15 protein-coding genes are annotated in these 17437 nt (G+C 72.4%); 7 read left to right on the top strand and 8 right to left on the bottom strand.

Annotated features, from left to right (window positions below; genetic code table 11):
* The first annotated feature begins 372 nt into the window (after positions 1 to 372).
* The 3 genes from ASG91_RS18205 (at position 373) to ASG91_RS18195 (ending at position 3305) form a co-directional block, all read left to right on the top strand.
* Positions 373 to 1713 carry an Ig-like domain-containing protein gene (locus ASG91_RS18205; RefSeq protein WP_056924050.1) on the top strand — a complete coding sequence of 447 codons (1341 nt, stop codon included), beginning with the start codon at positions 373 to 375 and terminating at the stop codon, positions 1711 to 1713.
* A 153-nt stretch (positions 1714 to 1866) separates the two neighbouring features.
* Positions 1867 to 2265 (top strand): hypothetical protein, encoded by a 399-nt coding sequence (locus ASG91_RS18200; protein WP_157606420.1) that lies wholly within the window; start codon positions 1867 to 1869, stop codon positions 2263 to 2265.
* A 56-nt stretch (positions 2266 to 2321) separates the two neighbouring features.
* Positions 2322 to 3305 carry an NAD(P)H-binding protein gene (locus ASG91_RS18195; protein WP_056924048.1) on the top strand — a complete coding sequence of 328 codons (984 nt, stop codon included), beginning with the start codon at positions 2322 to 2324 and terminating at the stop codon, positions 3303 to 3305.
* Positions 3306 to 3321: 16 nt separating this feature from the next.
* On the opposite strand, the gene ASG91_RS18190 is transcribed toward ASG91_RS18195, so the two are convergent.
* Positions 3322 to 3789 carry an SRPBCC family protein gene (locus ASG91_RS18190; protein ID WP_056924047.1) on the bottom strand — a complete coding sequence of 156 codons (468 nt, stop codon included), beginning with the start codon at positions 3787 to 3789 and terminating at the stop codon, positions 3322 to 3324.
* Positions 3790 to 3876: 87 nt separating this feature from the next.
* Between ASG91_RS18190 and ASG91_RS18185 the strand changes: the two genes are divergently transcribed.
* The gene (locus tag ASG91_RS18185; protein ID WP_056924046.1) at positions 3877 to 4512 is read left to right on the top strand and encodes a TetR/AcrR family transcriptional regulator; all 636 of its coding nucleotides are present in this window, start codon (positions 3877 to 3879) and stop codon (positions 4510 to 4512) included.
* Here ASG91_RS18185 and ASG91_RS18180 read toward each other — a convergent pair.
* Genes ASG91_RS18180 through paaA form a run of 7 tightly spaced genes read right to left on the bottom strand, consistent with a single transcriptional unit; the run spans position 4500 to position 10621 of the window.
* Positions 4500 to 5357 carry a 3-hydroxyacyl-CoA dehydrogenase family protein gene (locus ASG91_RS18180; protein ID WP_056924045.1) on the bottom strand — a complete coding sequence of 286 codons (858 nt, stop codon included), beginning with the start codon at positions 5355 to 5357 and terminating at the stop codon, positions 4500 to 4502. The genes ASG91_RS18185 and ASG91_RS18180 overlap by 13 nt on opposite strands.
* A gap of 46 nt (positions 5358 to 5403) precedes the next feature.
* Positions 5404 to 6582 carry an acetyl-CoA C-acyltransferase gene (locus ASG91_RS18175; RefSeq protein ID WP_056924044.1) on the bottom strand — a complete coding sequence of 393 codons (1179 nt, stop codon included), beginning with the start codon at positions 6580 to 6582 and terminating at the stop codon, positions 5404 to 5406.
* Positions 6583 to 6626: 44 nt separating this feature from the next.
* On the bottom strand, positions 6627 to 7727 hold the full coding sequence (gene paaE / locus ASG91_RS18170; RefSeq protein WP_082594301.1) for a 1,2-phenylacetyl-CoA epoxidase subunit PaaE: 1101 nt from the start codon (positions 7725 to 7727) through the stop codon (positions 6627 to 6629).
* A gap of 3 nt (positions 7728 to 7730) precedes the next feature.
* Positions 7731 to 8318, bottom strand: coding sequence for a 1,2-phenylacetyl-CoA epoxidase subunit PaaD (gene paaD, locus ASG91_RS18165; protein ID WP_082593278.1), 588 nt, complete (start codon positions 8316 to 8318; stop codon positions 7731 to 7733).
* Between the two features lie 2 nt (positions 8319 to 8320).
* Positions 8321 to 9343, bottom strand: coding sequence for a 1,2-phenylacetyl-CoA epoxidase subunit PaaC (paaC, locus tag ASG91_RS18160; RefSeq protein WP_082592734.1), 1023 nt, complete (start codon positions 9341 to 9343; stop codon positions 8321 to 8323).
* Between the two features lie 10 nt (positions 9344 to 9353).
* Positions 9354 to 9656 (bottom strand): 1,2-phenylacetyl-CoA epoxidase subunit PaaB, encoded by a 303-nt coding sequence (gene paaB, locus ASG91_RS18155; RefSeq protein WP_056924043.1) that lies wholly within the window; start codon positions 9654 to 9656, stop codon positions 9354 to 9356.
* Positions 9653 to 10621, bottom strand: a complete 969-nt coding sequence (gene paaA, locus ASG91_RS18150) for a 1,2-phenylacetyl-CoA epoxidase subunit PaaA (protein ID WP_056924042.1) — start codon at positions 10619 to 10621, stop codon at positions 9653 to 9655. Before paaA ends, paaB begins: the two co-directional genes overlap by 4 nt.
* Before the next feature lie 219 nt (positions 10622 to 10840).
* On the opposite strand from paaA, the gene ASG91_RS18145 reads away from it, so the two are divergent.
* From ASG91_RS18145 to ASG91_RS18135, 3 genes are all read left to right on the top strand, one after another.
* The gene (locus ASG91_RS18145) at positions 10841 to 16366 is read left to right on the top strand and encodes a carboxyl transferase domain-containing protein (protein ID WP_056924041.1); all 5526 of its coding nucleotides are present in this window, start codon (positions 10841 to 10843) and stop codon (positions 16364 to 16366) included.
* Between the two features lie 71 nt (positions 16367 to 16437).
* Positions 16438 to 16710: a hypothetical protein gene (locus ASG91_RS18140; protein WP_056924040.1), complete on the top strand. Its 273-nt coding sequence runs from the start codon at positions 16438 to 16440 to the stop codon at positions 16708 to 16710.
* Between the two features lie 45 nt (positions 16711 to 16755).
* Positions 16756 to 17328 (top strand): NTP transferase domain-containing protein, encoded by a 573-nt coding sequence (locus ASG91_RS18135; RefSeq protein ID WP_235543970.1) that lies wholly within the window; start codon positions 16756 to 16758, stop codon positions 17326 to 17328.
* Positions 17329 to 17437 lie beyond the last annotated feature (109 nt).

Raw genomic sequence — 17437 nt, 5'->3', positions numbered from 1 at the left:
AGGGGCACGCGGGTCAGGTCGGCCGACACCGGCCCCCCGGTCACGCCTTCGGCTGGAGGACGCGGCTTCAACTGGAGGACTGACTGCGGCACCTTTGGTGACGCAGCTCCCTCGCGTGAGGGCCCCGGCATCGGGCGCCACCCAGCGCCAAGGCCCTCACCACCCCTCATCTCGTCGCCGCCGCTGAGACGATGCCGCCGCCATTTCGTGACGCGTGAGCCGCTCGCTGCCGATGACCTCCGGGGCCGGATGCCGGTGTCCGGCCACCCACGTCACACATCGAGGGCGACCGCGTCTCGGTCAGCAGGGGCCGCTCGCGGCTGCCTGGATGGATCGAACTGTGACGGACACGAACTTCTCGCTGGGGGATACATGACGAACGCTGACGTCGGACACGCAGGACCGGGGACGACGCTGATCCGGCTGCCGGGAGTCGGCCGATGGCTCGCAGCACTGGCCGCCTGCCTGGTGCTGGCTGGCGCGACGCTGCTGGGGGCCGGGGCGGCTCGGGCGGCCACGATCGACGGGGCCATCACCTCGATCACGACGACCGCGACGAGCACGACTCAGTGGGACCGCGTCGATCTCGCCTGCAGGTGGGCCGTCCCGGACGGATCGTCGCCCGGCGACACCTTCAGCCTCCAGCTGCCACCGCAGCTGCAGTGGTTCGGCTCGGCGGACTTCGACCTCGCTGCGCCGGACGGCCAGCCGGTGGCCCACGCCCATGCCGGCGCCGACGGCCTCGTGGTGTTCACCCTGACGGACTACGTCCGCACTCATCCCGTCGACCTGCACGGGACCTGTCACTTCTCGACCCGGTACAGCGCCGAGACCACCGACGAGACCGTCCACCTGGACTTCCAGGTCGGCGACCAGGTGGTCCGGGTCGACCTGCCCACGGTCGGCCCCTGCACCCACGACTGCGCCGTCGACCGGACCGAGGCCAGCAAGTACATGTGGTGGGACGACACCAGCCAGACCAAGACCCGGTCGGTGATCCGCACGCCCGCCACGACCTCGGAGGTCAGCGACGTGACCATCACCGACGCGCCCGGCCCCGGTCTGGCGCTCGACTGCGGCTCGCTCAAGGCGTCGATCGGCAAGGTCCTCGACGCCGACGGCAACGTCACCGCACCCCGGGACGACGCGCAGTACGTCCCCGAGATCTCGTGCACGACCCAAGCGCTCTCGGTCACGTGGTCGGACGTCCCGGCAGGGGAGTACGCCGAGCTGTGGGTCCGGGCGGATGTCGTCGACCCGTCACTCGCGACCTACGGCAACGACGGCTCGGTGACCATGGACGGTCGCACGACGCCGGTCCACGACACGGTCCGCCACAGCGACGCGGGCGGTGACGGAGAGGGCACGCCGTCCCCCACCACGACCACGACCACGTCCACGTCCACGACCACGTCCACGACGTCGCCGTCGCCGTCGTCCACGACCGCACCCACCAGTTCGTCCACGACCTCGCCCACGACCTCGCCCAGCACGACCGCCACGGGGACGGGCACCGTCACCGCGCCGGTCACGACCGGCGGCGTGCTCGTCACCACCGGGAGCGGCACCACCGGCGGAGCCCTGGGCCTGACGGACGACTCTGCGCTGGCCTTCACCGGCCTCGACGCCGTGCACCTCGCGGGGGCCGCGGCGGTCCTGCTGGGGTCGGGCATCCTGCTCACCGGGCTCGGCCGACGCAGCCGACGTCACTAGGCCTCGCCGGCGAGCGGGGACGACGGTGGGGAATACCGGCGTCGCGCGTCACGAGCACCGCCGTGCGCACTCCTTGAGGGGGAGGCGCCACGTGTCGGCGCCCGTGCAGGCGCCGGGGTCCCCACCCGGCCTCGTCAATGAGGAGCAGAGCCCGTGGAAGCAGTGCAGGCGCGTGGAACGGAACGACTCATCCTGAGGATCGGTGCGGTCTCGGCGACCAGTCGCACCGTGCTCACCCCGGCCGGCAGCGCGCCGGTGAACGGCGTGCGGTGGACCCTGAAGGAGCAGGGACCCCCGCGGCGCAGGGTGTGGCGACGCGCCCCGACCGGTGCCGGGGCGACCGGCAGCGTGCAGCTCACCGTGACGGTCCACGGGCCGGGCTGGCAGCACACCGAGGCGGTCGGCCTGGTCACCCGTGAGGAGGTCGCCGCGGTCCGGGCCAGGGTGACCCAGGCCCGCATGCTGGCGCTGCGGTCCGTCGTGTGGTCCCCCGTGGCGGTGCCGGGCCCGGCGGCTGAGGTGAGTGGGGAGGTCGCCGCACCCGCGAGGTAGGTTCGAGGCATTCGTGGGTGCCGCCGGCGGCCACGGCCGAACCCCGGGAGTCGTTGGTGCGAGTCGTCGTCATGGGCGCGGGCGGCTACGTCGGCAGCCGTCTCGTGCCGGCCCTGCTCGCGGCCGGCCACCAGGTGACGGCCACCTTCACCAGGGCGGCAGCCGCGGAGCGGTTCTGGTGGGTCGACCGGGTGGAGGTGGTCGAGGTCGACGTCCTCGACCGCCCCACGGTGCGATCGGCCGTCGCCGGCGCCGAGGCGCTCTACTACCTCGTTCATGGGCTCGGGGGCGACGACTTCGCGACCAGTGACCGCGAGGGTGCCTACAACGCGGCGCACGCCGCGGTGCGCGCCGGCCTCGGCCGGATCGTCTACCTCGGCGGCCTGGTCCCGGCCGTCGCGGACGGCGACCTGTCCCCGCACCTGAGGTCGCGGCGCGAGGTCGAACAGGTGCTCACCGACTCGGGCGTCCCGACCCTGGCCCTCCGCGCGGCGATGGTGGTCGGCAGCGGGTCGACCTCGTTCGAGATCATGCGCCAGCTGAGCGAACGGCTGCCGGTCCAGGTGCTGCCGCGCTGGATGGACAGCCGGGTCGAACCCGTCGCCGTCACGGACGTGGTCGCCGCCCTCGTCGGCGCCGTCACCGCACCGGCTGTGAGCCGCGCTTTCGACCTGGGCAGCGGCGAGCGGATGCCGTATGCCGCGTTGCTGCGGCTCTACGCCGACCGCGCCGGGCTGCGCCGGGTGCAGGTGCGGGTGCCGGGCCTGCCGACGGCGCTGGTGTCCCGGCTGGCGCCCGCGCTCACCCGCGCACCCGCCTCCACCGTGCAGTCGCTGGTCGAGAGCCTGCACCACGACATGGTCTGCGGTCGACCGGACTTGATGGTCCAGCTGATACCCCGGGGCCACGCCCGCACGCCGGTCGCCGAGGCGATCGACCGGGCGCTCGCGGTCCCCGACGCCGCGGTCCCGGACCCTGGTCGCGACATCCTCGGCCCACTGAGCTCCGATGCGGCCTGGACCGGATCGCTGTCAGGCTGACGCCGGGCGGCCGAGGTCAGCGCTCCCGACGAGCCAGCTCACGCTCGAGGTTGCGGGCGAACCCGACTCCCATGGCGGCGATGACGGCGTGCATGGACGCTTGGACGGCGGGTTTGGCCAGCTTGGGGAACGGCAGGTCGACCTCGACTCCGAGCTCGATCGTGAGTCGGGTCCCGGTGCCGCTGTCGGCCAGCTGGTAGGTGCCCTCGACCCCGGCCCGCTCGGCCCCCTTCGGCTCGTGGGTGTAGACGATCCGTTCCTTCGGGGTGAACTCCATCCGCTCGGTGAACGAGAGCCCGATGCTCTTGCCGAGCACCTCGATCGGCGCGAGCTTCCAGAGCCAGGTGCTGCCGTGGTCCTCGATCGACCGCACCATCGGAGTCAGCCGCGCCACCAGCTTCGCGTCGCTCAGCACCGCCCAGACCGCGTCGCGCGGGTGCGGCACGACAGCGGTCGAGCGCTTGGATGAGGAGAAGACAGCCATGTCCCGAGTCTGGTCCCTGGCCATCCCGCCCGCGCGGCGCCCCTTGGACGGCGATCGACCCGGTGTGGCTGTGAGAGTCTGGCCGACGTGAGCGAACCAGCACCTGCGACCTCTGGCTCACCGCGGCGCGGGCGCCCCGGCTACGACCAGGAGACGGTCCTGCGCAGGGCGATCGAGCTCTTCAACGAGCAAGGGTACGACGGCACCAGCATGGGTGACCTGGCCCGGGAGCTCGGGTTCAGCAAGTCGGCGATCTACCACCACGTCCCGAGCAAGACCCACCTGCTGTCCCTCGCCCTCGACGAGGCCCTCGACGGGCTGACCCGCGTCATCGAGGAGGCCAGCAACGACGCGGCCGGTCGCACGGCATACGCCCGACTGCGGCAGGCGGTGCACCGCAGTGTCGAGGTGCTGGTCGAACACCAGCCAGCGGTCACGCTGCTCCTGCGCGTGCGCGGCAACAGTGAGGTGGAGCGGGCCGCGCTGCGGCGCCGCCGCGAGATCGACGCGCGGCTCGCCGCGCTCGTCAAGGAAGCCATCGACGAGGGGTCGCTGCGCACCGACGTGCCGCCGGCCCTGGTCAGCCGGCTGCTGTTCGGCATGGTCAACTCACTCGTCGAGTGGCACCGCGCCGGGGGTGGCGTCGAGGGCCAGCAGCTCTCCGAGGCGATCACCACCATCGTGTTCGACGGCCTGGCGCTCGACCAGCCTCACCAGTCGTAGAAGCCCCGTCCGGTCTTGCGACCCAGCTCACCGGCGGCCACCTTGTCGCGCAACAGCTGCGGCGGCTCGAACCGCGGGCCCAGCTCGCGGGCGAGGTGCTCCGCGATGGCCAGCCGCACGTCGAGCCCGACGATGTCGGTGGTGCGCAGTGGACCGATGGGGTGTCGGTAGCCGAGCGTCATCGCGGTGTCGATGTCCTCCGCCGACGCGACGCCCTCCTGCACCATCCGCACCGCCTCCAGCGCGATGGCGACACCCAGGCGGCTGCTCGCGAACCCGGGTGAGTCCTTGACGACGATGGCCGTCTTGCCGAGCGAGGTGGCCCAGCCACGCGCCTGCTCGACGAGCTCGGGCGCGGTCCGGCTCCCGACGACCACCTCCAGGAGGTCGCTGGAGGGGACCGGGTTGAAGAAGTGCAGCCCGATGACACGCTCCGGAGCCTGCAGCCCGTCGGCGATGGCGTCGATCGACAGCGAGCTGGTGTTGGTGGCCAGGACTGCCCCGGGCAGCTCCTGTTCGAGACGCTGGAACACGGTCTGCTTGAGCTCGAGGTCCTCTGGAACGGCCTCGATGGCCAGCTGCGCGTCGTCGTAGTCGGGGTGTGGCCCGGCGCTCACCCGGACGCGACCCAGGATGACCTCGAGGTCCTCCGCCAGCGCGCCCTTGTCGGCCGCCTTGCGCAGGCTTCCCGCCACCCGCTCGAGGGCGGCCCGGGCGGACTCGGTGTCGCTCTCGATGACGTGGACCGAGGACCCGGCCGCGAGGAAGGCGTGCGCGATCCCTGCGCCCATCCGCCCCCCGCCGTAGACGAGGACCCGCGTGGGCAGCGCGGTGGAGTCGGTCATGGGTGCTCCGTTCGGAAGGCTCAAGCTGGTCGAAAAGTGTTGCGGGTCATGGGCGTTCGAGCAGGAGGGCGCTGCCCTGACCGACGCCGACACACATCGTTGCCAAGCCGCGGTGGGCACCAGCGCGCTCGAGCCGTCCGAGCAGGGTGACGACGATGCGGGTGCCGGAGCAGCCGAGGGGGTGGCCGAGGGCGATCGCGCCACCGTCGGCGTTGACCAGGTGGGGGTCGAGCCCCAGGTCGCGCACGCAGGCGATGGACTGGGAGGCGAAGGCCTCGTTGAGCTCGACGGCGTCGAGGTCGTCGACGGTCCACCCGACGCGGGCCAGGGCCTTGCGCGTCGCGGGGACCGGGCCGATGCCCATCACCTCGGGAGCCACGCCGGCGCTGGCCGCCGCGACGACGCGCGCCCGCGGGGTGAGGCCGTGCTGCTCGATGAACCGCTCGCTCGCCACCACGACGGCCGCGGCACCATCGTTGAGGGCGCTGGAGTTGCCGGCCGTGACCAGCCCCTCAGGACCGTGCAGCGGGCGCAGCGCGGCCAGCCGTTCGAGGCTGGTGTCCGCGCGCGGTCCCTCGTCGACGGCGAACTCGCCGTCCCGCAGCGGCACCGCGACCGTCTCGGCCTCGAACCGGCCGTTCTTGATCGCGTCGAGCGCGCGTTCGTGGGAGCGCAGGGCGAACGCGTCGAGCTCGTCACGCGTCAGGTTCCATTGCTGCGCAACGCGTTCCGCGGTCTGCGGCATGGTCAGCGTGGTGTCGGCATCGAAGCGCGGGTTGGTGAAGCGCCACCCGATCGAGGTGTCGAAGGTCGCGCCCGGGCGGGCGAACGCCTTGGTCGGCTTCTCGGTCACCCACGGCGCGCGGGTCATCGACTCGACCCCACCGGCGATGACGACGTCGGCGTCCCCCGAGGCGATCATCTGGCGGGCCGTGGCGATGGCGGTCAGGCCCGAGGCGCAGAGCCGGTTCACCGTGAAGCCGGGCACCGACTGGGGGAGCCCGGCCAGGAGGAGGGCCATCCGGGCGACGTTGCGGTTGTCCTCGCCGGCCTGGTTGGCCGCGCCGAGGACCACCTCGTCGACCAGCTCGGGGTCGATGCCGGACCGGGCCACCACCTCGCGCACGACGAGGGCGGCGAGGTCGTCCGGGCGCACCGAAGCCAGCCCACCGGCATACCGGCCGATCGGGGTGCGCACTCCGTCGACGATGAACGCCTCGGTCACGCTCTGCTTGCTGGAAATGCGGGCCTCCTGGAGCTCGGCGAAGGTCAGGCGTCGAAGTCGACGGTGACGGCGTCGCTGACGGGGTAGGACTGACAGGTGAGGACGAAGCCCTGCTCGACCTCACCCTTCTCGAGCGCGTAGTTGCGGCGCATGTCGACCTCGCCCTCGCGGACGAGGGCGCGGCAGGTGCCGCAGACCCCGCCCTTGCAGGCGAACGGCAGGTCCGTGCGGGTGGCCTGGGCTGCATCGAGGATCGACTGGCTGCGCGGCATGGGGGCGGTGGAGCTCGACCCGTCGAGGACGACGGTGACGTCGCTGGTCTCGCCCTCGACCACGGCGTCGGCGCGGTGCAGCTCCGGCGGCGGCTCGTCGACGTAGAAGAGCTCGAAGTGGATGTGCTCCTCGGCGACGCCGACCTCGGCCAGCACCTCGCGGGCCGCACCGATCATCGCGAACGGCCCGCACAGCCACACGTCGTCGACGTCCTGCACCGGCACGAGCAGGTCGAGCAGCCGACGCAGTCGCTCGGCATCGATCCGGCCGGAGAAGAGCTCGACGTCGCGGGGCTCGCGGGACAGCACGTGGATCAGCTGCAGGCGCGAGCCGTACCGGTTCTTGAGGTCGGCCAGCTCCTCGGCGAACATCACCGACCCCGTGGTGCGGTTGCCGTAGATGAGGGTCACCTCGGACTCGGGGTTCGAGAGCATGGTCGTCGCGATCGACAGCATCGGCGTGATCCCGGAGCCTGCCGCGATGCAGAGGTGCCGACCTCCGGTCGCGGGATCGGCCCGGAAGCTGCCCGACGGCGTCTGCACCTCGATCTCGGTGCCGGGGGTGACCTCGTGGACCAGCCAGTGCGAGAAGAGGCCGTCCGGGATCTCGCGGACCCCGATCCGCGGTCGCTCACCGACGGCGGCGCAGATCGAGTAGGTGCGGCGGTGTTCCTCGCCGTCGATGCGGCGCCGCAGCGTGAGCGACTGCCCCGCAGCGAAGTCGTACGCCGCGGCGAGCTCGGCTGGGACGTCGAAGCTCACCGCGACGGCGTCGTCGGTGAGCTGTTCCACTGAGTGCACGGTGAGGGTGTGGAAGACGGGGGTGGTCCGGGTCTTCTTCGGGAGCAGCAGGGAGCCGGTGGAGGCGGTCACGACCTAGATCTCCTTGACGTGCTCGAACGGCTCGAGGCAGCTCGTGCAGCGGTAGAGCGCCTTGCAGGCGGTGGGGCCGAACTCCGAGGTCAGCTCGACGGCGTCCGAGCCGCAGCGGGGGCAGTGCAGCTCGCGGCGGGTGGGCAGCAGGGACAGCGCGACGGGCCCCGAGCGGGCCGGCACGCGACCGGGCGCCGAGAGGCCGTGGTCGGCCAGTGCCTGGCGTCCACGTTCGGTGATCCAGTCGCTCGACCAGGCGGGCGACAGCGAGACCCGCACCGTCGCGGCGAGCCCGGCCTCGCCGAGCACCCGCACGAGGTCGTCCCTCATCGTGGCCATGGCGGGGCAGCCCGTGTAGGTCGGCGTGATCGCGACCGTCACCGCGCCGGTCTCGGAGACCTCCACCGAGCGGAGCACGCCGAGGTCGTCGAGGGTGAGCATCGGCATCTCGGGGTCGGTGACCGTCCGAGCGAGCGCAAGGGCCCGCTCGCGCAGCTCCTGGTTCGATGTAAACACGCCGGGTTCATCCGGCGTGTTTACATCGAACCGGCGGGAGGGCCGGGTGGCGCTCGTGGTCGTCGTCGGGGGCATGGTCACCACTGACCCATCGGGTGCGCGCGGGCCACGACCTGCAGCTCGCCGAGGATCCGGCTCAGGGCCTCGGTGTGCATGCCGTCGCGCCCTTGCCGTCCCTGGACGGCGGCCATCGGCGCACCGGTCGGCTGCTCCACGCCGCTGAGCGCGAAGACCTGGGCCAGGACGACCGCGACCGCGTCGGAGACCGTCGCCGGGTCGACCCCGACCCCGGCCTCGGCGACGCGGGCCTCGACCTCGTGGGTCGCGAACTGCTCGGCCTGCAGCGGCCAGACCTGCACCAGGGCGGCGTCGATGCGGCGCCGGGACTCCTGCGTGCCGCGGGCCAGGGTGAGGAACCAGCGCCCCGCGTAGTCGCGGTGGTAGGTCAGCTCCTTGATGCCCTTGGCGGCCACGGCGGAGAGCACGTGGTCACGGCTGTCGACGAGCTGCTCGAAGACCGCGATGCGGGCGCTGGAGAAGAGCAGCAGCTTGACGATGGTCACCGCGAAGTCGCCGTTGTCGAGCTCGACGAGCCGCACGTTGCGGAACTCGCGGTCACTGCGGAAGAAGGCCAGCGCGTCCTCGGGCGGCACGGGGGACCCCTCGGGAAGGGCCGGGACCAGCGACGGGTCGGCGGCCGCCGCGCGAGCGAGCAGCAACCGGGCCTGACCGAGGAGGTCGAGCGCGATGTTGGACAGCGCGATGTCGTCCTCGAGGTCGGGTGCGCGGCTGGTCCACTCCGAGAGCCGCTGCGACGCGATGAGCGCGTCGTCGGCCAGCATCAGGCAGTAGGTGCCCAGGTCGGCCGCGTCGACGCCGTCGGGGATGGTCGTGTCGACGCCGGCCAGCGGGTCCTCGAAGTCGGTGCCGAAGGCCCAGTGCGACGGGTCGCCGCCGAGCAGCCCGTCGTAGACGGAGCCGTGGGCGTCGTTGGGGTCCGGGGCAGGGTGCGACGGCTGGTGGGCGACGTCGTCGGCCACCGACTGGATCGCGTCCAGCTCGTCCGGACCCGTCGGGTCGGGCTGCGGTGATTCAGGCATGGTCAGCAGCTCACATGTGGGGGACGTTGTCGGGGATCTCGTAGAACGTGGGGTGCCGGTAGACCTTGTCGCCGCTCGGGGCGAAGAGCGGGTCCTTCTCGTCGGGGCTCGACGCCGCGATGTCGGTCGACTTCACGACCCAGATGCTCACGCCCTCGTTGCGGCGGGTGTAGACGTCGCGCGCGTGCCGCAGCGCCATCTCGTCGTCGGCCGCGTGCAGCGAGCCGACGTGCACGTGGTTGAGCCCGCGCTTGCCCCGGACGAACACCTCGTAGAGCGGCCACTCGGCGCGCACCCGCTCGTCGGCGCTCATGCCGACACCTCCGCAGCCGAGGACGCGGCATACGCGGTGGCCGCTTCCCGCACCCAGGCACCGTCCTCGTGCGCGGCCCGCCGGTGCGCGATGCGCTGGGTGTTGCACGGGCCGTTGCCCTTGACGACCTGCATGAACTCGTCCCAGTCGGGCTGGCCGAAGTCGTGCGCCTGGCGCTCCTCGTTCCACCGCAGGTCGGGGTCGGGGAAGGTGACGCCGAGCGCCTCGGCCTGGGGCACGGACATGTCGACGAACCGCTGGCGCAGGTCGTCGTTGGTGTTGCGCTTGATGCCCCACGCCATCGACTGCGCCGAGTTGGGGGACTCGTCGTCGGGCGGGCCGAACATCATCAGCGCCGGCCACCAGAACCGGTTCACCGACTCCTGCACCATCGCGCGCTGCTCGTCGGTGCCACGCATCATCGTCATGAGCAGCTCGTAGCCCTGGCGCTGGTGGAAGGACTCCTCCTTGCAGATCCGGATCATCGCCCGGCCGTAGGGCCCGAACGACGTGCGGCACAGCGGCACCTGGTTGCAGATCGCGGCGCCGTCGACCAGCCAGCCGATGGTGCCGACGTCGGCGTAGGACAGGGTCGGGTAGTTGAAGATCGAGGAGTACTTCTGGCGGCCCTCGATGAGCATCTCGGTGAGCTGCCCGCGGCTGACCCCGAGGGTCTCGCACGCGGAGTAGAGGTAGAGCCCGTGGCCGGCTTCGTCCTGCACCTTGGCGAGCAGGATGGCCTTGCGGCGCAGCGAGGGGGCCCGGCCGATCCAGTTGCCCTCGGGCTGCATGCCGATGATCTCGGAGTGCGCGTGCTGGGCGACCTGGCGCACCAGCGTCTTGCGGTAGCCCTCGGGCATCCAGTCGCGGGGCTCGATGCGGTCGTTGCGGGCGATGGTGGCCTCGAACCCGGCCAGCAGGTCGCCCTCGTCGGTCCCGGACTGGGCCGTGGTGGTGTCCGTCATGCAACCCTCCGCGGTGAGGCGATTAACTGACCGAACGGTCTGTAATAGTGTCGCAGGTGCCGTCCGATGTTGGCAAGCACGCAGGTGGCAACCACGGTATGCCGCGTGGCGGGCGAGCGCGCGCCTCGCGGTCCGAGGTCGCATTACTCGCGAGTCACCCGTGATCGGTGGCAGGCTCGGCAGCGTTCCGCAGTCCGTCGTCGCTGGGAGGCCCACCCGATGTTCTCGCGCATCGCCATCGTCAACCGCGGCGAGGCCGCCATGCGGCTCATTCACGCGGTGCGCGACCTCAATGCGCAGGCGGGGGTCGACGGGCACCGCATCGAGACCATCGCGCTGCACACCGAGGGCGAGAAGCGGGCCATGTTCGTCCGCGAGGCCGACCACGCCTACAACCTCGGTCCGGCCGCGAACCGTCCCTACCTCGACTACGCCGTGCTCGAGAAGGCCCTGCGCGAGACCGGCGCCGACGCCGCCTGGGTCGGCTGGGGCTTCGTCGCCGAGGACCCGAGCTTCGCCGAGGTCTGCGGCCGGATCGGCGTCACCTTCATCGGCCCGAGCCCGGAGGCGATGCGCAAGCTGGGCGACAAGATCGGGTCGAAGATCATCGCCGAGGAGGTCGGGGTCCCGGTGGCCCCGTGGAGCGGCGGTGGCGTCGACACCCTTGAGGACGCCAAGACCGCGGCAGCACGGATCGGCTACCCCCTGATGCTCAAGGCGACCGCCGGTGGTGGTGGCCGCGGCATCCGCATGGTCGCCAGCGACGCCGACCTCACCGACGCCTACGAGCGCACCCGGGACGAGGCGCAGCGCGCCTTCGGCTCCGGTGTGGTCTTCCTCGAGCGGCTGGTGACCGGCGCCCGCCACGTCGAGGTGCAGGTCATCGCCGACGGACAGGGCACGGCGTGGGCCATCGGCGTGCGCGACTGCTCCGTCCAGCGCCGCAACCAGAAGGTCATCGAGGAGTCCGCCTCGCCGGTCCTCGCGCCGGAGCAGGTGGCCGAGGTCAAGGCCAGTGCCGAGCGGCTCGCCGTCGCGGTCGGGTATGCCGGTGCCGGCACCGTCGAGTTCCTCTACCACCCGGGCGAGAAGTTCTTCGCCTTCCTCGAGGTCAACACCCGCCTCCAGGTCGAGCACCCGATCACCGAGGTCACCACCGACACCGACCTGGTCAAGCTGCAGATCCACGTGGCCGGGGGCGGTCGCCTGGAGGGGGAGCGCCCCACGGAGGAGGGGCACGCCGTCGAGGCCCGGCTGAACGCCGAGGACCCCGACCGCGACTTCGCGCCGTCGCCCGGACGGATCACCCTCCTCAACCTGCCGTCGGGTCCCGGGATCCGGGTCGACACCGGCGTGGGCGAGGGCGACTCGATCCCTGCCGACTTCGACTCGATGATCGCCAAGATCATCGCCGTCGGGCGGGACCGGGACGAGGCGCTGGCCCGCCTGCGCCGTGCGATGGGCGAGACGACAGTGGTCATCGAGGGCGGTGCCACGAACAAGAGCTTCATCCTCGACCTGCTCGACCAGCCCGAGGTCATCGACGGCAGCGCCGACACCGGCTGGATCGACCGGGTCCGCGCCGAGGGCCGACTGGTGTCCCACCGGCACTCCGGCATCGCGCTGGTCGCCGCTGGCATCGAGGGCTACGAGGACGAGGAGGCCCTCGAGCGCACCCGCCTGCTCGAGACCTCCCGAGGCGGCCGACCCCAGGTGCAGCACCGCACCGGTCGCGCCATCGACCTCAAGCTCCGCGGCACGGCATACAAGGTCACGGTGTGGCGGATCGGGCCGCACCGGTTCCGGGTGGCGATCGCTGCCGGGGCGACCGAGCAGACCGTCGACGCCGACCTCGACCGCCTCGACGAGTACACCAGCCGGATCACCATCGCCGGCCGCACGCACCGCCTCATCACGGCCACCCACGGCCCGATCCAGCTCGTCGAGGTCGACGGGGTGACCCACCGCGTGAGCCGTGACGAGGGCGGCGTGCTGCGTTCTCCCGCACCGGCGCTCGTCGTCGCGACCCCCGTCGCGGTCGGCGCCGAGGTCGCCGCAGGTGCGCCGGTCCTCGTGCTCGAGTCGATGAAGATGGAGACCGTCCTGCCCGCGCCCTTCGCCGGTCGCGTGAAGGAGCTGCTGGTCTCCGCGGGCAGCCAGGTCGAGACCGGCACCCCCCTGGTGCGGCTGGAGCCCGTCGGTGACGGTGACGAGGCGGCAGCCGAGGGTGTCGACGACGAGCCGATCGACCTCGACCTCCCCGAGGGCGCCAGGTCCGGTGACGGCGCCGCCGCCACCGCCGACCACGCCCGCGACGCGCTCGCGGCCATGCTCCTCGGCTATGACCTCGACCAGCGCGACGAGGGCGCCACCCTGACCAGCTACCTGTCCGCCCGCGACGAGCTGACCGCGCAGGGCGCCTCGCAGATCCGCGACGAGGTGGACGTCCTCGAGGTGTTCGCCGACTTCGCCGAGCTCAGCCGCAACCGGCCGGCAGGGGAGGAGGCGCACGTCGAGCACCGGGTGCACAGCCCGCGCGAGCACTTCCACACCTACCTCCAGAGCCTCGACCCCGACCGTGGCGCGCTGCCGGAGCAGTTCCGGAGCAAGCTCGCCAACGTCCTGCGCCACTACGGCCTCGACAGCCTCGACCGCACCCCCGAGCTCGAGCAGGCGGTCTTCCGGGTCTTCCTGTCGCAGCAGCGCTCGGCCCCCGACGTCGCCCTGGCCACCTCGCTGCTGCAGCGCTGGATGGTCGAGCCGTGCCCCGAGCCGCCGCTGGACGCGGCCGCCCGCGAGGTGCTCGACCGCCTCGTGGTCGCGACCCAGCTGCGCTTCCCCGTCGTGGGCGACCTCGCGCGGAGCGTGCGGTTCCGGTGGTTCGACCAGCCGCTGGTCGACGCCGACCGGGCGAGCGTCCTCGGTGGCGTGAGCGACGAGCTCACCGCGCTGGAGGGTATGCCGGGTGGCGAGGACCGCGCCCGCCGCATCGACGCGCTGGCCGCCATCCCGGAGCAGATCGTGCAGTTCCTGGCCGAGCGCCTCGAAGGCGGTGTCCCGCAGCGCGAGCCGATGCTCGCGGTCCTGATCAAGCGGCACTACCGCGAGCACGACCTCACCGGCCTGCGCGAGCTCGCGGTCGACGGCCGTCCCTTCGCGGTGGCTGACTACACGCTCGACGGCCGCGGCACCCACCTGGTCACGAGTGTCGGCCGGGTCGACGAGCTCGTCCCCGGCGGTGAGCTCGAGCAGGCCGTGGCGGCCCAGCTCGACGAGACGGCCGCGGGCTCGGAGGGCGTCGTCGACCTCTACCTGTCCTGGCCGGACGAGCCCGCGTCACCCGAGGACGCCTCGGCGCGGCTGGGCGAGCTCCTCGCCGCCATGCCGTTCGCGCACGGCCTGCGCCGGGTCGCGATCGCCGTCTGCCCCGGCGCGGGTCGCCCGGTCGCCTACTTCACCTTCCGTCCCGACGGGTCCGGAGGAATGGTCGAGGACCGCCTCGTCCGCGGCGTGCACCCCATGGTCGGGCGGCGGCTGAACCTCTGGCGGCTGCGCGACTTCGACGTCACCCGCCTCGACGCCCCCGAGGACGTGCTGCTCTACCTCTGCACCGCCCCCGGCAACGAGGCCGACCAGCGCCTCGTGGCGCTGGCCCAGGTGCGCCAGCTCGTCGTCGTTCGCGACGACCAGGGTCGGGTCACCGCCCTGCCCCACGCGGAGCGCGCCATCGCCAACTGCCTCGAGGCCATCCGCCGCGCCCGCGCCGCGCGAGGAGCAGCGGGCGCCAAGCTCGACATGAACCACGTCTGGGTGCACATCTGGCCCCCGATCGAGGCCGACCTCGACCAGCTGACGGCCCTCCAGGCCAAGATCGCCCCGCTCACCGCGGGTGCGGGCATCGAGGAGGTCCTGGTGCAGGGCCGGATCGCGGCGCCCGGAGGCGCCATCGCGCCACTGGCCGCCCGGTTCCACTTCCAGCCCGGCTCCGGTGTCGTCACCTCGGTGCAGGAGCCCCCGACCACGCGGCTGCAGCCGCTCGACGACTACGCGCAGAAGGTGGTCCGGGCGCGGCGTCGGGGCGTCGTCTACCCCTACGAGCTGCAGGCCATGATCGCCGGTCCCGGTGGGACGGCCACCGAGTACGACCTCGACGACACCGGCGCGCTCGCCCCCGTCGACCGTCCATACGGCCTCAACAAGGCCGGGATCATCGCCGGGCTCATCACGACGCCCACCGAGCGCTACCCCGAAGGCATGACCAGGGTGCTGCTGTGCGGCGACCCGCTCAAGGCCCTCGGCGCCGTGTCCGAGGCCGAGTGCACCCGGGTCATCGCCGCCCTCGACCTGGCCGAGCAGCTGCAGGTGCCGGTCGAGTGGTTCGCGCTGTCCGCCGGCGCCCGGATCTCGATGGACTCGGGCACCGAGAACATGGACTGGGTCGCGAAGGCCCTCAAGCGGATCATCGAGTTCACCCAGTCCGGCGGCGAGATCAACATCGTGGTCGCGGGGATCAACGTCGGCGCCCAGCCCTACTGGAACGCCGAGGCGACGATGCTGATGCACACCAAGGGCATCCTCGTGATGACCCCGGACAGCGCGATGGTGCTGACCGGCAAGCAGTCGCTGGACTTCTCCGGTGGCGTCTCCGCCGAGGACAACTTCGGGATCGGCGGCTACGACCGCGTGATGGGCCCGAACGGCCAGGCGCAGTACTGGGCGCCGGACCTCGCCGGGGCGCGTGACGTGCTGATGGCGCACTACGACCACACCTACGTCCACCCGGGTGAGCCCGGCCCGCGCCGCGCGAAGACCACGGACCCCGCGGACCGGGACGTCACGGCATACCCGCACGTCATCCCGGACTCGGGGTTCACCACGGTGGGCGACATCTTCTCGCCGGCCACGAACCCCGACCGCAAGAAGGCGTTCGACATCCGGATCCTGATGGCTGCGGTCGCCGACCAGGACCACCCCACCCTCGAGCGCTGGGCCGGCATGGCCGACGCCGAGACCGCAGTGGTCCAGGACGCCCACCTCGGCGGCATCCCGGTCTGCCTCCTCGGGATCGAGTCGAAGACCGTCGCGCGGCGCGGGTTCCCGCCCACCGACGGCCCGGACACCTACACGGCCGGCACGCTCTTCCCGCGGTCGTCGAAGAAGGCCGCCCGCGCGATCAACGCCGCCAGTGGCAACCGTCCCCTCGTCGTGCTGGCCAACCTGTCCGGCTTCGACGGGTCTCCCGAGTCGATGCGCAACCTGCAGCTCGAGTACGGCGCCGAGATCGGCCGGGCCATCGTCAACTTCGAGGGCCCGATCGTCTTCTGCGTCGTCAGCCGCTACCACGGTGGCGCGTTCGTGGTGTTCTCCAAGGCCCTCAACCCCGAGATGACCGTGCTCGCCGTCGAGGGGTCGTTCGCCTCAGTGATCGGTGGCGCCCCGGCCGCCGCGGTCGTGTTCTCCCGCGACGTCGATGCCCGTACCGCGGCCGACCCCCGGGTCACGGAGGCCGAGTCCCGCCTGGGCGAGGCCACCGGCGCCGAGCGGGCGCTCATCGCGACCGAGCTGGCCGACCTGCGCACCGCGGTGCGCAGCGAGAAGCTCGGTGAGGTCGCGTCGGAGTTCGACGCGGTGCACAGCATCCACCGGGCGGTCAGTGTCGGCTCGGTCGACGCCGTCATCGACCCGCACGAGCTGCGGCCGAGGATCATCGCGGCCATCGAGGCCGGGCTGGCCCGCAGGAGCTGACCACCCGGACGCATGGCTTCCCGCCGGGCGGGTACGGGAGGGTCGACGGATACCCGACCGCAGGAGGAACCATGAGTGAGCACGACCGTGACCTGGCGTCGATGGACGAAGGTGACGTCGACCGCCACCGGGTCGTCCAGACCGTCATCCAGGAGGTCATCGACGGGCTCGGCCGCGACGCGGAGGGCCGTGACCCCGCCGACCTCCGGGCCGACCTGGCGGCAGGCCTGGCCGCGCGGGGGATCGGCGAGCAGCCACCGCGCTGGCTCGAGGCCGTCTCCGTGGCGCTCTCCACCGGGCACCGCTACGTCGAGGACCCGCGCCAGGCCGAGCCGCCGGTCTGACCGAGCCGCCGGTCTGACCGGGCCCGCCCGTGGGAAGGTGGCCCGGTGAAACCAGCCGGGCTGCTCCTCGCTGCCGGGGGAGGTCGCCGCATGGGCACCCCGAAGGCGCTGGTCGACGACCCCGCCGGTGGCTCGTTCGTCGAGCGGGGCGTGCGCGTGCTGCGGGCCGGCAGGTGCTCGCCGGTGGTCGTCGTGGTGGGCGCCGAGGCGGCACGGGCCACCGAGCTGGCGACGGCGGCCGGGGCCGACCTCGTGGTCGAGGCCCCGGACTGGGCCCGGGGACAGAGCGCTTCACTGCGCGCCGGCGTTGCCGCGCTCCAGTCGACGGACGCAGCGGTCGTGTGCATCCTGCTCGTCGACCTGCCCGACGTCGGCGCCGCCGTCGTGGAGCGGGTGACCGCCGCGGTCGGTGCCGGAGCCGCGGCGCTGGCGCGCGCGGCATACCACGGCGTCCCGGGGCACCCGGTCGTCATGGGACGCGACCACTGGCAGGGCGTCCTCGACGTCGCGGCCGGGGACAGGGGCGCTCGCGACTACCTCGCCACCCACGACCACGCGCTCGTCGAGTGCGGTGACCTCGCCACCGGACGCGACGTCGACAGCCCCGACGACCTCTGACTGACAGCGGGGTCGATCTGCGCCCCTGAAGGCACCGATCACCCTCTGCCGCGCCCGAGCGCGACCATCCGCGACCTCGACGCCCCGGATCGACCTGCGTCGGCCGTCC

The organism is Phycicoccus sp. Soil802 (genome assembly GCF_001429605.1).
Lineage (GTDB): Bacteria > Actinomycetota > Actinomycetes > Actinomycetales > Dermatophilaceae > Pedococcus.
Note: the sequence above shows the minus strand (reverse complement) of the source record. Positions and strands in the feature narration are given on the sequence as shown.